The organism is Marinococcus tarijensis (genome assembly GCF_054971385.1).
In genome coordinates, this window is record NZ_JBQOJA010000015.1 from 1 (window position 1) to 13,989 (window position 13,989).

12 protein-coding genes are annotated in these 13,989 nt (G+C 46.7%); 6 read left to right on the plus strand and 6 right to left on the minus strand.

What is annotated here, in order from left to right; translation table 11 throughout:
• Nucleotides 1–164: 164 nt before the first annotated feature.
• Nucleotides 165–1,013, plus strand: a complete 849-nt coding sequence (locus tag ACTTK7_RS09835) for a Cof-type HAD-IIB family hydrolase (RefSeq protein WP_462867801.1) — start codon at nt 165–167, stop codon at nt 1,011–1,013.
• Nucleotides 1,014–1,079: 66 nt separating this feature from the next.
• Here ACTTK7_RS09835 and ACTTK7_RS09840 read toward each other — a convergent pair whose 3' ends face one another.
• Nucleotides 1,080–2,072, minus strand: coding sequence for a C40 family peptidase (locus ACTTK7_RS09840; protein WP_462867803.1), 993 nt, complete (start codon nt 2,070–2,072; stop codon nt 1,080–1,082).
• A 686-nt stretch (nt 2,073–2,758) separates the two neighbouring features.
• Between ACTTK7_RS09840 and ACTTK7_RS09845 the strand changes: the two genes are divergently transcribed.
• Nucleotides 2,759–4,231 (plus strand): phospholipase D family protein, encoded by a 1,473-nt coding sequence (locus ACTTK7_RS09845; protein WP_462867805.1) that lies wholly within the window; start codon nt 2,759–2,761, stop codon nt 4,229–4,231.
• A 10-nt stretch (nt 4,232–4,241) separates the two neighbouring features.
• Here the strand turns inward: ACTTK7_RS09845 and ACTTK7_RS09850 are convergent, their stop codons facing one another.
• Nucleotides 4,242–4,970 carry a YwaF family protein gene (locus ACTTK7_RS09850; RefSeq protein ID WP_462867806.1) on the minus strand — a complete coding sequence of 243 codons (729 nt, stop codon included), beginning with the start codon at nt 4,968–4,970 and terminating at the stop codon, nt 4,242–4,244.
• Nucleotides 4,971–5,200: 230 nt separating this feature from the next.
• On the opposite strand from ACTTK7_RS09850, the gene ACTTK7_RS09855 reads away from it, so the two are divergent.
• Nucleotides 5,201–6,163, plus strand: coding sequence for a bile acid:sodium symporter family protein (locus ACTTK7_RS09855; protein ID WP_462867808.1), 963 nt, complete (start codon nt 5,201–5,203; stop codon nt 6,161–6,163).
• Nucleotides 6,164–6,214: 51 nt separating this feature from the next.
• On the opposite strand, the gene trxA is transcribed toward ACTTK7_RS09855, so the two are convergent.
• Nucleotides 6,215–6,529 (minus strand): thioredoxin, encoded by a 315-nt coding sequence (gene trxA, locus ACTTK7_RS09860; RefSeq protein ID WP_322526643.1) that lies wholly within the window; start codon nt 6,527–6,529, stop codon nt 6,215–6,217.
• A gap of 203 nt (nt 6,530–6,732) precedes the next feature.
• On the opposite strand from trxA, the gene ACTTK7_RS09865 reads away from it, so the two are divergent.
• Nucleotides 6,733–7,323: a protein-L-isoaspartate(D-aspartate) O-methyltransferase gene (locus tag ACTTK7_RS09865; RefSeq protein WP_462867810.1), complete on the plus strand. Its 591-nt coding sequence runs from the start codon at nt 6,733–6,735 to the stop codon at nt 7,321–7,323.
• A 106-nt stretch (nt 7,324–7,429) separates the two neighbouring features.
• Nucleotides 7,430–7,753: a 2Fe-2S iron-sulfur cluster-binding protein gene (locus ACTTK7_RS09870; RefSeq protein ID WP_462867812.1), complete on the plus strand. Its 324-nt coding sequence runs from the start codon at nt 7,430–7,432 to the stop codon at nt 7,751–7,753.
• Nucleotides 7,754–7,863: 110 nt separating this feature from the next.
• Here the strand turns inward: ACTTK7_RS09870 and ACTTK7_RS09875 are convergent, their stop codons facing one another.
• From ACTTK7_RS09875 to ACTTK7_RS09885, 3 genes are all read right to left on the minus strand, one after another.
• Nucleotides 7,864–9,096, minus strand: coding sequence for a dicarboxylate/amino acid:cation symporter (locus ACTTK7_RS09875; RefSeq protein WP_462867814.1), 1,233 nt, complete (start codon nt 9,094–9,096; stop codon nt 7,864–7,866).
• A gap of 183 nt (nt 9,097–9,279) precedes the next feature.
• Nucleotides 9,280–10,827 carry an L-glutamate gamma-semialdehyde dehydrogenase gene (gene pruA, locus ACTTK7_RS09880; RefSeq protein ID WP_462867816.1) on the minus strand — a complete coding sequence of 516 codons (1,548 nt, stop codon included), beginning with the start codon at nt 10,825–10,827 and terminating at the stop codon, nt 9,280–9,282.
• A gap of 17 nt (nt 10,828–10,844) precedes the next feature.
• Complete coding sequence (locus ACTTK7_RS09885; RefSeq protein WP_462867818.1) at nt 10,845–12,050, minus strand: ornithine--oxo-acid transaminase; 1,206 nt, start codon at nt 12,048–12,050, stop codon at nt 10,845–10,847.
• A gap of 330 nt (nt 12,051–12,380) precedes the next feature.
• On the opposite strand from ACTTK7_RS09885, the gene ACTTK7_RS09890 reads away from it, so the two are divergent.
• Nucleotides 12,381–13,988 (plus strand): L-lactate permease, encoded by a 1,608-nt coding sequence (locus ACTTK7_RS09890; RefSeq protein ID WP_462867819.1) that lies wholly within the window; start codon nt 12,381–12,383, stop codon nt 13,986–13,988.
• Nucleotide 13,989 lies beyond the last annotated feature (1 nt).

Here is a 13,989-nt window from a genome sequence, read left to right on the forward strand (position 1 = left end):
GTCGGTAACTTCATTCTACTAGAAAAGGACTTCCTTTTTTGGTGATCGATCGTTTACACAAACTATTTTATGCTCTCGTGAAATTATTCGCGACACCGTTAAAAGTTTATGATAAAAGTAAATAAGAGAGATTTATATCGTTTTTACATTGGAGGAAAGCAGAAATGAAGCTAATCGCTGTTGATTTAGACGGTACACTCATTAAAAAGGATCGTTCCATCAGTGCAGAAAATGTGAAGGCGATAAAGGCCGCACAGGAAAACGGAGATACAGTGGCTGTCTGCTCAGGAAGGTCGCTGCAGGACACTGAGGATATTTTGAGACGCGCCGGACTGGACTGCCCGATGATGGTCGGAAATGGAGCGTGGACCTACCAGGACGGGGAGAGCATTGACCAGCTGGTGTTGCCTGAAGGCATCACCGAAGAGCTGCTTCCCGAGCTTGAAAATGAAAAATGGTACTACGAGATATATACGAACCAGGGAGTAATACTGCTTGAAGAGGGCAAGGAGCGGCTCAGAGCAGAAGTGCAAAATGTACAGGAAGAGAACGAAGAGGTGACGAAAGCCTGGTCAGAAGAGGAGATGGGTATTCAATACGCTCAGCATGGCACGGGGTATATGAAGGATTACCGGGATGTGGATCCGGCAACGGCAGAAATATACAAAATATTTGTATTGTCCTTTGACCGGAAAAGATTAAAAAAGCTGAGGGACCGGCTGGCCCCGCGCACAGACGTTTCTTTGACCTCATCGGGAATTACAAAGCTTGAAATTGCCCATCCAAGCGTAAGCAAAGGGTACGCTCTGCGCCGTATGGCAGAAGAAATGGGAGTTCCGCTCGAAAATACAGCAGCTATCGGGGATAACTTAAACGATCTGCCGATGTTTGAAATTGCTGGTACCAGCGTTGCGATGGGAAATGCGGTGGAGGAAGTGATAGAGGCCGGGGATTATGTAACTAAAGGCTATCTGGAAAACGGGGTGGCGTACGCGTTGGAAAATTACTTGTAAGCAGACAGCAAAAAAGCCAGGAGAATCCTTCCGTAGGGGTCTCCTGGCTTTTTGTGCTGGTGCTGTTTAGATTTGGCCGGCGCCCATGTAGCGAGGGCTCCAGTAGGAACTATTCATGCTTGAAATGGTAACGCCGGTGGAAGCGCCTGCGTGGATAAATTTATTGTTTCCAACATAAATACCTGCGTGGGAGGCGCCGCCTCTTGTATCAAAGAAAACGATGTCGCCAACAGACGGGCTCGATACTTTTGTGCTTGCACGGTAAATAGAAGAAACGGTACGCGGCATGCTTTTGCCGTGCTTGTCATATACGTAGTTAATAAAGCCGCTGCAGTCAAACCCTCTTGGAGACATGCCGCCCCAAACGTAAGGAGTGCCCATGTACTGCTTCGCTGTGCTTACAATGTCCGAGCCAGTGCCAGTTGAAACCCCGGCTACCTGTTCATTGCTGCTCGAGCTGCTTGCAGAGGAACCGTTGTAATCCATTAGTGCGCTCTGTGTAGACGGACCTGCTACCCCATAGTAGCTGCCGGAAGGGGAAGAAATTCCTGTAGCGGACTGGAAATCCTTCACGGCCTGAAGTGTTTTAGGACCGAAGCGGGAACCAGTGTAGCCCTCGAAGAAGCCGTGTTCCTTTAATTTCTTTTGAAGAGCGTTTACGGAAGAATTACGATCGCCGTAGGATAAAGACCCGTGGCTTCCAATGGAAGTAGAGTTCGAGCTGCTCGATGTGTTTGATGAAGAGCTCGAACCAATGGCATCCATTAACGCAGACTGAGTCGAAGGTCCTGCCACGCCATAATAGTTGCCGGAAGGAGAAGAAATTCCTTCTGCAGATTGAAAGTCCTTCACGGCCTGAAGTGTTTTAGGGCCGAAGCGGGAACCGGTGTAGCCTTCAAAGTGTCCTTCTTCCTTTAAAGCTTCCTGAAGGTCATTTACGGAAGAGTTTACATCACCATAGGATAAAGAACCATGATCATCAATTGCTGCATCCGCTGCCTGTGGGCCTGCGAATAGCACTCCTGCTGTTACTGCTGTTCCAAATAAGTATTTTTTCATTATGTGTGTTCACTTGCTTTGTCATCCGCTGTCTTATATATGTAGGAGTATAATGATAAGTTTTTCGATATGAATACTGGATTTTATAAGTATAGGTAGCAGACAGGATAATGGATGTAGCGAAGTGAAGCTGCACCTCCTAAATGTATTTTTGTGAGTCTTTAGTATGTGTTTTTCTATAAACCCAATTCTATAAGAATGTGAGAGACAATTCAATAATGTGTAAGTTTTGTAATATAGTTTTAATAAAAAGGCTTTTATAAAAGGATTTCTGAAATAATCAAAGCAAAAAAATTCAATTGCCTGATTAATATTTTGAATTTTTAATAAATTATGCTAAAGGCTGTTATTTAGGTAAAAAAGACTATGTATAAAAATGGAAGTGAACGTTAATATGACGTTTTTTATATAGATATTAAGGGAAATGAGTACAACCTTTGGAGGTGAACAGTAATATACTTGTAATGTTTTTGTAATATAAAATAATAAATCATAATAAGTGTTAAATATACATGTTTTATTTTTGCAATATTTCAGTAGTTATCCAAATACATTTTAATATTTAATTTGGCGGGAATAAGAAACCAATCGAAAGTTCAGAGAGAAAAGTAGACAGTGATCCCCGTCAGCAAAAGGTTTTGGTTAAAGAAAAAAAGAGATACAAAACCAATAAAAGGAGCACTGTTATGAAAAGAGAAATTCCGAAAATATTTCAGAGAGACGCGTTTAGACAGAAGTGGATGCTGATGGCTTTACTCAGCGCTGCTTCAGCCTTGGTCGTAACTGCAGTTTATGAGAGCAATAAGCCCCTTGCCGCGAACGTTTCCCATGAGGGGCGAAAGCATCGTACAGACCATGTCCGTTTTCTTGAGGATCATACCTACGTTTCCTCCACAGAGTCACAGGTGGTAGAACAAGAAATATTTGATACAGTGATCCGGAACATTGAAGAAGCGGACCAGTTTATCGTGATGGACATGTTCTACTTTAACAGCGAGCATGAAGCGGGAGTGGATTTCCCCCCTTTAACGAGGCGTCTGTCGGAGGCATTAATCAACAAAAAAGAAGTGGAGCCTGACATAGAAATAGTGGTTATAACTGATCCGGTTAATACTTTTTACGGGGCTTATACGCCTAAACACTTTCAGCAGCTCGAAGAGAACGGCATTGAAGTCATTTTTACGAAACTGGATGCATTAAGGGATTCAAATCCGCTTTATTCAGGGTTTTACCGGACTTTTGTTCAGTGGTTTGAAAACCACGGGAGAGGATGGCTTCCTAACTTTTTCACGAGTGACGCCCCCGATGTAACGCTCCATTCTTATCTGAAGATTTTAAATTTCAAAGCCAATCACCGGAAAACGCTTGTTACAGAAAAGGCAGGAATGGTTACTTCAGCGAATCCTCACGATGCCAGCGGGTATCATGCAAATACAGGCTTTGAAGTCAGGGGCGCTGTGCTGAAGGATTTATTGAAAACAGAAAAAGAAGTATTGGAAATGGCAGATCGTTCAGGGGAAAAATTCGATTCGTTTATCTCTAAAGTGGAAGTGCCGGAAGAAAACGGGAAGTATGAAATGCAGCTGTTAACAGAGCGCAAAATTAAGAAACGGGTGCTGAGAGAAATACGTTATTTGTCCCAGGGGGAAAAGTTGCATATGGGAATATTTTATTTAGCAGACCGCGATGTCATCGAAGCGCTCCTCGGGGCAGCAGGCCGGGGCGCTGATATTAATATTATTATGGATATAAACGAAGAAGCTTTTGGAAACGAAAAAATAGGCATACCCAATCAGCCGGCAGCTCACGAGCTCGTGGAGAAATCAAATGGCCGTATTAACATACGGTGGTATCATGCCGGCGGGGCACAGTATCATGCCAAAATGATGATGATGGAAAAGGCAGAGAAGGCAGTAGTTATTGGTGGCTCAGCGAACATGACAAGAAGAAATTTGGATAATTACAATTTGGAAACTGATGTTGTGGTTACCGGCAGTAACGATTCGGAAGCCGTGAAAGGCGTGCGGGATTATTATCATCGGCTGTGGAACAATTCCGATGGCAAGCACACGCTGGATTACAGGAGGTATAAAAATGATTCCCGCCTGCTTTATTGGCGTTACCGGCTGCAGGAATGGAGTGGAATGTCTTCGTTTTAAGCAAAGAAAATTAAAAAAGCAGAAACTTTTTCAGGACGAAGCGGTACCCTGCGTACAGACATAGAAACGCAGTTAACGCTATCGCTTGAAGCGTGAGCAAATAATAGGGCCACGGCCCGAAGAAATCATAAGGGGAAGGAGAAGCTGGTTTTTCCATTAAATACATGTAATTGGCGTCGAAATGGAGGTTTACCAAAAATGCCACCACGGCGGCAGCATTCAGGGCCCCCCAAACGACAAACAAGGAACGAAAGGAGATAAAAGTACGCTTTACAACCACCTGATAAACAACGCCTGCCACAATAAGCGCGTGTGTAATAAAAAAGTGAAGAAACCGAAAATGGGGAAAGCCATACCGTTCCATGTCCGGAAACACTATAGTAAGCAGGGCGCTTGAAGTGCCGGCATAAAACGCGAAGGCAGTCCAGAAGCGGCTGCCGGTTATAAGCATAATAACGACTGCTATCCAGGCCAGGTCGCTGACTTTCAGCGGAAGTGAAAACCGCGGGTTCCAAATGTCGTTTGTAATATAAAAAAGCTGCAGGGCGATCTGTCCAAGGAGGAAGGTGGAAATGATGAGCCACTTGACCGTCTGTCGGGCCATGCGCTCGCGCCGAAGGTAGTTTTGAGAAAGTATAATACTGGTACAGGCGAGGGCAAGACAAAGCCATACTATAAGCTGCCCGGTACCAAAAGGTTCAAAGACCGGCCCGTCATTATTAAATCTCCACCACCACATGCTTAATCCCTCCTGTTGTTTTTACAAGCAAGCGCGTTGCCGAAAGGTTTCCTTAGGAACCCTTCTTTAAACAAACTACTCCAGAGCAAGCTTGGTTTCAATAGAAGAATAATCTAAAAAGAAAACAAAGTATCCCGCTTCCTTTTTCCTATTAAAGGATTGAAATGTTAGTACAATAGCGTTAAAATGCTAAATATTTCATAATTTAAAGAAAATAAAGGAGTGGGAGAATGAACAGCCTGAATATATTCGTAAATAAATATTTTGCTGTTTTTGTGTTAGTGGTCGCATTTATTGCTTATCTGCTGCCGGAGGTATTTGTAGGAATTACCGGCTACATAACTATTTTACTTGGGATCATCATGTTTGGTATGGGGCTTACGCTGAACCTTTCCGATTTCCGCATTGTGGCAAAAAAGCCACTGCCGGTGCTGACCGGAGTGATTGCGCAGTTTGTTATCATGCCGCTTGCGGCCTTTATCATTGCCCTGGTTCTGCAGCTTCCGCCGGAAATAGCGGCAGGTCTCGTGCTTGTAGGCGCTTGTCCGGGAGGGACAGCATCAAACGTCATGGTGTACCTGGCCAAAGGGGATCTTCCGGTATCGGTTGCTATGACGACGGTATCGACGCTGCTCGCTCCTCTTCTGACGCCGCTTGCCCTTCTGGTGCTTGCAAATGAATGGCTGCCGGTGGATCCGCTGGCGATGTTTTTATCCATTTTTCAGGTTATTATTATACCTATTGCGCTCGGATTAATAGTTAAACAGCTGTTTCCGCAGACAGTGGAAAAAAGCGTTCAGGTGCTTCCGATTGTGTCCATGGCAGCGATTATTGCTATTGTAGCCGGGGTCGTCGGAGCAAATCAGGAGAATATTGCTGCAACCGGGCTGTTGGTTTTTGCAGCGGTGGTGCTTCATAACAGCTTTGGCTTGGCTCTTGGCTATGTAACGGCAAAGCTGGTGGGATTAGACGAAACAAAACGGCGGGCAGTATCGATTGAGGTAGGAATGCAGAATTCCGGGCTCGGCACCCAGCTGGCCACTGTCCACTTCACGCCGCTTGCGGCGCTTCCAAGCGCTATTTTTTCTGTCTGGCACAATATCTCCGGGCCGCTGCTCGTATCCTGGTGGGGAAGAAAAAGCCAGAAGAGGGAAGAAGCTTTGGAGAAAAAAGAATGGAAGCACTATAAGTAACAGAAAAAATCCCGTGCTCATAGCGAGCGCGGGATTTTTAATAACGAAAAATTACATGTGTTTTTCAAGCAGACCCTGGAGCTGATCCTTCGGCTGGAAGCCGACGATTTGTTCTACCATTTCGCCGTCCTTGAAAATCATGAGTGTTGGAATGCTCATAACGCCGTATTTACCGGCAGTTTCCTGATTTTCGTCAACGTTTAATTTAGCAATTTTGACATTATCGCCGATTTCTTCGTTAATTTCTTCGAGAACCGGAGCAATCATTTTGCAGGGTCCGCACCAAGGTGCCCAAAAGTCAGTTAGAACGACACCTTCGGAAATTTGTTCGGAAAAGTCCTGATCTGATACGTGTACAATAGCCATTTATGAGTACCTCCTTCAGTTCGCTTCATTGCGAGTATAGAGTAATCGTAGTACGAATAACCCTATTTGTCTAAAAGTATGCTTGAGCCATTCAATTTTTTCAAGGAGAATGAATGGAAAACGAAGCGTACGGGAAAAGAATATAAATAAGAAAGCTCTCAAGGAGTATGTATTCGGGAACATAAGAAGAAAGGAGGCCGCCCATGTCGAAAAAAGACAGGGATAAAGAAATACGAAGCTACTTTCGGGCCATGGACCGCAGTTTTTATATGGATACAGACAAAAATCTTGCCAATTGGGATCAGGCTTTATCGATTGGGCACGGACAGACCATATCCCAGCCATCGCTTGTACTGAAAATGACGCTGGAGCTGGACCTTGATCCCGCTTCCAGGGTGCTCGAGATTGGTACGGGATCCGGCTACCAGACGGCTCTATTAGCAGCCTTTTCCGACTCTGTCTACACAGTTGAACGAATTGCGCAACTGCAGGAAAGGGCACAGGAGCGTCTGCTGGAAGCAGGATTTGCGAACATTAATTACCGTCTGGGTGATGGCAGTAAAGGCTGGTCGGAGCATGCACCGTACGATCGTATTATGGTAACGGCAGCAGCGAAAACTGTGCCGGAGTCCTTAGTCGGGCAGCTGGCAGCGCCCGGGAAAATGATGGTGCCGGTAGGCGGCCGAATGGGGCAGGAGCTGCTGCTTATAGAAAAAAACATTCAGGGAGAAGTGAGCTCCTCTGTAGTCGAATATGTAGCGTTTGTACCGCTCGAGCAGGACGAAGAAACGTGAGAAAATGCGGAAGGCATAAAGGGCAGCAGATTAAAGGACGATTAGGCATGCTGTTTTTCATTGTGTTACGCTTTACGTGCATTTTATTTCAAAGAGGAGGTTTACTATGCCAACGGTTAATGTAAAAGGCTACGGTACATTTGAAGTGGAAGAAGGAAAAAAATTAGTGCTTGCGCTTGAAGACAATGGTGTTGATATTCTGCACCGCTGCGGCGGGAACGCCAGGTGCACCACCTGCAGGTGTGAAGTAAACGAAGGAGAACTCGGGCCGAAGGAAGCTCCGGAAGCTGCAATTCTCGAAAACAAAGACATTACTGATGAAAATGTCAGGCTCTCCTGTCAAAACCGGGTGTATTCCGACCTGACGGTAACACCAGTCATGACGGCCTCCAATTCTGATATGGAGCCGGGAAGACGCCCGGTGGATTAACGGAAATGAATACTAAAAGACTCTCCTGGCAACTGCGGAGAGTCTTTTTTACATAGATTAAGCATCATTGAAAAACGCTGGATAGCAAAGAATGCCTCCAGCGTTTCGAATTATGATTTTTCAGCAGTATTGCCTGTCTTTTCTGTTTTATTAATCAGCTTCGTTCCGACAAGGTCCCCGGTAACATTTAAAGCTGTTGCCCCCATACCGACAAGTACATCAACAGCGGTTAAAAGTGCTACTGCTTCAATAGGGAGACCGACCTGGGCAAAAACGGTGGCAATCATAATAATACCAGCTCCGGGAACACCGGCGGTACCAACCGTAGCCAGTGTGCCAACAATTACAATTTGGAGAATGGCCACAAAGCTGAGCGGCTCGCCTACGACGTTTGCTGCGAAAACGGCGGAAACAGCTACCCGGATGGCGGCGCCGTCCATGTTAATCGTCGCTCCGAGAGGCAGGCTGAAGCCGTAGAGGCTCTGCTTTAATCCAAGGTCACGGGCAGCGTTTAACGTGAGAGGAAGGGTGCCCGAGCTGCTTTGAGTGACGAAGGCCGTGAGCATCGGAGTGCGTGCTTCCCGAAAAAAGGAGCCCAGATTAGTTTTGGCGGCTAAAAGAAAGACAATATAAAGGCCAAGCTGTACTGCAAGGGCAACGTACAGTACGAGTATAAAATTACCGAGGGAGAGAAGCGTATTTGCACCCTGGCTGCCTACAATCTCAGCGATAATGGCAAAGATGCCAAATGGTATGAATTGTAAAATGCCCTTCATGACGGTGAGCGTAAGCTCGTTTAAAGCCCCTGCCCCGCGGTACAGACGCTCGCCCATTTCTTTATAGCTGGAGGAGGAACGCAGATAAGTTAAAGCAATGCCAAAAGCAAAGGCGGTAAAAATAATGCCCAGAAGATTCATCTCCGTAAAGGCTACGGCAATATTATCCGGGACGATGTTTAATATAACCTCTGTAACCCCAGGGTTATCAGGAGTTTCAAAGCTTTCACTCCCATCCAGTGTAGTGCCGGTGCCAGGGTTGAAAAGGCTGGCAACAGAGGTGCCCACCACGATTGCTACAGCGGAGGTGAGAAGATAATAAATGAATACTTTGCCCCCCATCCGGCCGAGACCGCCGACAGTAGTCTGGTTAACCCCTACAATCAGCGTAAATAAAATCAATGGAACTATAATAAACTGAAGCAGTCGAAGCATAAGGTCGCCGATAGGAGCGAGTACGGCGGCATTTTCACCGAAAATAAGACCTACAGCGATACCGGCAATAAGAGCAGTGGTAATTTTAGCAATCAGCGACACATCAAAGTAACGCTTCATCAAGTGTTTCAACAGCTGGACCTCCTTTATTAATAAATTCTTATCGGTTTAATCAACATGATAAAACTAAAGGAAACAGACGGTCTTGTCAAAATGAACGCTCAATGAAAGAGAAGAGAGCAACGATAAAAAGGAGTTCTCCCATTTTCGGGAAAACTCCTTTGTAAAAAATGTAAGACAGCACAAACAGCCATTTTAAAGCATCTGACTGATTGTTTTTGGGTGCAGGTGCTGAATCAGATAATCCGGGCCGCCGGCCTTGGCATCGGTGCCTGACATTTTAAAGCCGCCAAATGGATGATAGCCGACGATGGCCCCGGTGCAGTTACGGTTGAAATACAGGTTGCCGACGTGGAAGTGAAGCTTGGCGTATTCCAGCCGGTCGATGTTATTGGATATGACGGCCCCGGTTAAGCCGTATTCGGTATTGTTTGCAATATCTATGGCTTCTTCGTAGGAAGAGGCTTTCGTAAAAGCAACGACCGGACCAAAAATTTCCTCCTGCATAATGCGTGCTTTCGGATCCAGATCAGCGAAGACGGTCGGATCAATGAAGTATCCTTTGGAGTCGTCGCTCTTTCCTCCGGCCACGAGCCGTCCTTCCTGTTTGCCGATATCAATATAGCCGGTGATTTTATCAAATGCTTTCTGATTGACGACAGGACCCATGTAGTTGTCATAGGATGTTGGATCCCCGACGGATAAAGCTTTGGCCTGTATTTCCACTTTGCTCAGAACTTCGTCGTATACGTCCTGGTGAGCGACGACCCTGGAGCCTGCCGAGCATTTCTGGCCGGAAAATCCATAGGCGGAAGCAATAATGGCCTCCGCGGCGGTGTCGAGATCTGCTTCGCTGTCGACGACGATCGTGTCTTTCCCGCCCATTTCAACAATGACCCGCTTCAAATGCTGCTGGCCTTCCTGAATTTCGGCGGCTTTTTTATAAATTCGTGTGCCGGTAGCCCGGGAGCCGGTGAAGCTGATAAGCGCTGTTTTAGGGTGATCCACGAGGTAATCGCCAATTTCTTCCGGCGCCCCGGGCACGAAATTAATGACGCCATCCGGCACGCCGGATTCAATCAGAATGTCGACAAATTTTGCGGCAATGATTGGGGTCGGCTCGGCCGGCTTTAAAAGAACGGTATTGCCCGTAACCAGCGGAGCAACGGTCGTTCCTACCATGATGGCGCAGGCGAAATTCCATGGTGGAATCGTGACAGCCACACCAAGAGGCTGGTACACATACTGATTGTATTCTCCCTCCCGGCTGTTAATCGGCTTGCCGTTTTTCAGCTCGAGCATTTGGCGGGCATAGTATTCGACGAAATCGATGGCTTCTGCAACGTCTGCATCTGCCTCCTTCCAGGGCTTGCCGCCTTCTTTGACGAGCGTCGCTGACAATTCATGCTTCCGGCGGCGCATTTTTGCGGCTGCCCGGAACATCACTTCCGCACGGGCATCAGCACTTGTTGTTCTCCAGGACTGAAACGCGTCGCTTGCAGCATTGAATGCCTGGTTAATTAATGCGGGATTGGCTTTGGAAACACTGCCGATCACTTCTTTTTTATTGGCAGGATTGATGGAAACAAGCTTTTCCCCAGTGATAATCCGCTCGCCGCCAATAACCAGCGGGTAGTCCTGACCGAGATTTTTTTCGACTTCTTTGATCGCCTCTGCAAATTCCTTTCGGTTCTGCTCATCCGTAAAATCAGTAAAAGGTTCATGACGGTACGCTGTATACATTTGAAAGCCTCCTATTATTAAAGTTCAGTAAGCACTTCTTCAATCCGTTCAGCCGCCCAGTCGAGATCCTGCTGTGAAATAACGAGCGGCGGCGCGAAACGGATAACAGTATCATGTGTTTCTTTGCAGAGAATTCCTTTGTCTTTTAGCTGCTCACAGCAGGCACGCGCTGGAATATCGAGTTCGATGCCGATAAACAGCCCTCTCCCCCGTACCTCTTTAATATGAGGGTTGGTGATAGAGGCAAGCCTGCGTTTAAAATGCTCTCCGAGTTCGAGTGAGCGGGAGGCAAGCTGCTGCTCTTCGATCACGTCAAGAGAAGCAGCCGCTACTGCGCAGGCGAGGGGGTTGCCGCCGAATGTAGATCCGTGGGACCCAGGAGTGAAAACGCCAAGGATATCCTCATCAGCAGCTACGCATGATATAGGAAAAACGCCGCCGCCGAGTGCTTTTCCGAGAATGTATATATCAGGAGTAACCCCTTCCCAGTCGCATGCGAACATTTTACCTGCGCGCCCAAGACCGGATTGAATCTCATCAGCGGCAAACAGCACCCGATAGGTCCGGCACAGCTCGTACGCCTGCTGTAAAAACCCTTCAGGGGGTATTATAATTCCGGCTTCCCCTTGAATGGGCTCAACTAAAAATCCAGCTGTATGAGGGGTAATAGCTTTTTCGAGCGCCTTGAGATCCCCGTACGGTACGATTTTAATACCTGGGAGCATCGGGCCGAAGCCCCGTTTGTACCCCTCCTCCGAAGAAAGGGAGACAGCGCTCATCGTACGTCCATGAAAGTTTCCCGCACATGCAATAATTTCCGCACGCCCTTCCGGAATCCCTTTCTTTTCATAGCCCCAGCGGCGGATCGCTTTGACTGCCGTTTCTACTGCTTCTGCCCCGGTATTCATGGGGAGTACCATGTTCTTGCTGGTTAAGGCTGATACTTTGTCATAAAAAGGAGCAAGCTGATCATTATGAAATGCCCGTGAGGTAAGCGTCACCCGGTCGGCCTGATCTTTCAGGGCCTGTATAATTTTGGGATGGCGGTGGCCCTGATTAACAGCGGAGTATGCACTCAGCATGTCAATATAGGAGCGGCCTTCCGGATCCTTCACCCATATACCCTCTGCTTCAGTAATAACAATGGGAAGCGGTGTGTAATTCCGGGCACCGTGTTTATCGTTTTGATCGATGATCTGACTCGAAGACATTGTTTCTGTCATGCATACCCACTCCTAAAGTAAGGTTACTGTAAAAGTTGCAAGAACCGTGCCAACTTCAGAAGGCACCTACAGCAGGAAGCGGCTGGTAAAAGAGAGAGTAGAGGAAAAAAATTTTGCATGCAGTGATTAATTTTTTTGCACTTTTTTTGAAAATTAAAGTGCTTTAATTACAAATAGAAAAACCGAATACTGGGTGAAATAAAGAATAAATTTTAATTTAGAACTTTATGTGAAAATATTCACAAATTTATTGTGCCAGTGACTTCTCTGAGTTATGCTCTATATGTGAAATGATTCACATATAGAGATGGAGAGAAGGAAGGGATTTTCATGTTTGTGGAAACGTACGATCCGTTTCAAAATATTGTTTTTTCTGCTCTGGTAGCTGCAGTGCCAATTTTATTGTTCCTGGTATGCCTGACACTGTTCAAAATGAAAGGCATCTATGCCGCTTTGCTTACGCTCGGCGTTACTTTTGTAATAGCAATGGGAGTTTTTGGCCTGCCGCTAGCTCAAAGCGGCGGGGCAGTGACAGAAGGAATTGTGCAGGGGCTGTTTCCGATCGGCTATATTATTATCATGGCTGTCTGGCTGTATAAGGTATCGGTCGCCTCAGGGAAATTTCAAACGATCCAAAACAGCATCGCTTCGATTTCCGCAGATCAGCGGGTGCAATTATTATTAATAGGTTTTTGTTTTAATGCCTTTCTGGAAGGCGCTGCAGGGTTTGGAGTACCGATAGCTATTTGTGCCGTGCTGCTCGTTCAGCTCGGGTTTCAGCCGCTTCAGGCAGCTATGCTTTGTCTGATTGCCAACGGCGCAGCCGGAGCTTTTGGAGCCATCGGGGTGCCGGTGGGCATTATTGATACACTTCAGCTTGAAGGCATCACTGCAATGGACGTGTCGCAGATGACTGCACTCACGCTTCCGCTAGTGAACTTCAGCATTCCGTTTTTACTGATATTTCTTCTGGATGGGTTAAAGGGTATCAAAGAAACTCTTCCGGCCATCCTGGTAACAGCTGTAACATATACGGTGCTCCAGGCAGTGATTACGATTACTGCTGGTCCTGAGCTTGCCAATATTATTCCTTCCCTGGCAGCGATGGGGGCTCTTGCCGTTCTCCAACGGTTCTGGCAGCCGGCCAAGGTTTTCCGCCTCGATGGTAAAGAGTATGTGCGGGCTGAACCGAAAGCGAAAGGGTCGTGGAGAACGGTGGTGCTTGCCTGGTCGCCGTTTTACCTGCTGACGATTTTTATCATGATATGGAGCTTTCCGGGATTTAAAGCACTTTTTGAAGACAGTGGCATGCTTTCCCCTGCGGTGCTTGGCTTTATTCTGCCTGGAACATACAGCAGCTCCGCGGGCCAGGGAATTGTATTTAACCTGAACTTTATCGGGGCTACAGGTACAGCGATTCTGCTGGCGGTGCTTGTGACAGTATTATTTGCCAAAAACATGAACTGGTCCAGGGCACATGCAGAATTAATGCAGACATTAAAAGAGCTGTGGCTGCCGATTGTCACCATTTGTGCCATTCTTGCAGTAGCTAAGCTTGCCACCTATGGGGGACTGACGATGGCTATGGGGGAAGCAGCAGCTATGACCGGGAATATTTTTCCTTTCCTCTCACCGGTGCTTGGCTGGATTGGAGTATTTATGACAGGATCGGTCGTAAATAATAATACGCTGTTTGCTTCTATTCAAACGACAGCTGCTGCGGGGGTTGGTGTTGATGGGGCTCTGCTGGTAGCTGCCAACACAGCAGGAGGCGTAATGGCGAAGCTGATCTCGCCGCAGTCCATTGCCATTGCGACTGCCGCTGTGGGACAGACAGGCAAGGAAGGGCAATTAATGAAAATGACGATCAAATACAGCCTGTACCTTCTGTTATTTGTCTGCGTATGGACGTTTGGCCTGAGTTTATTTATTCATTAAA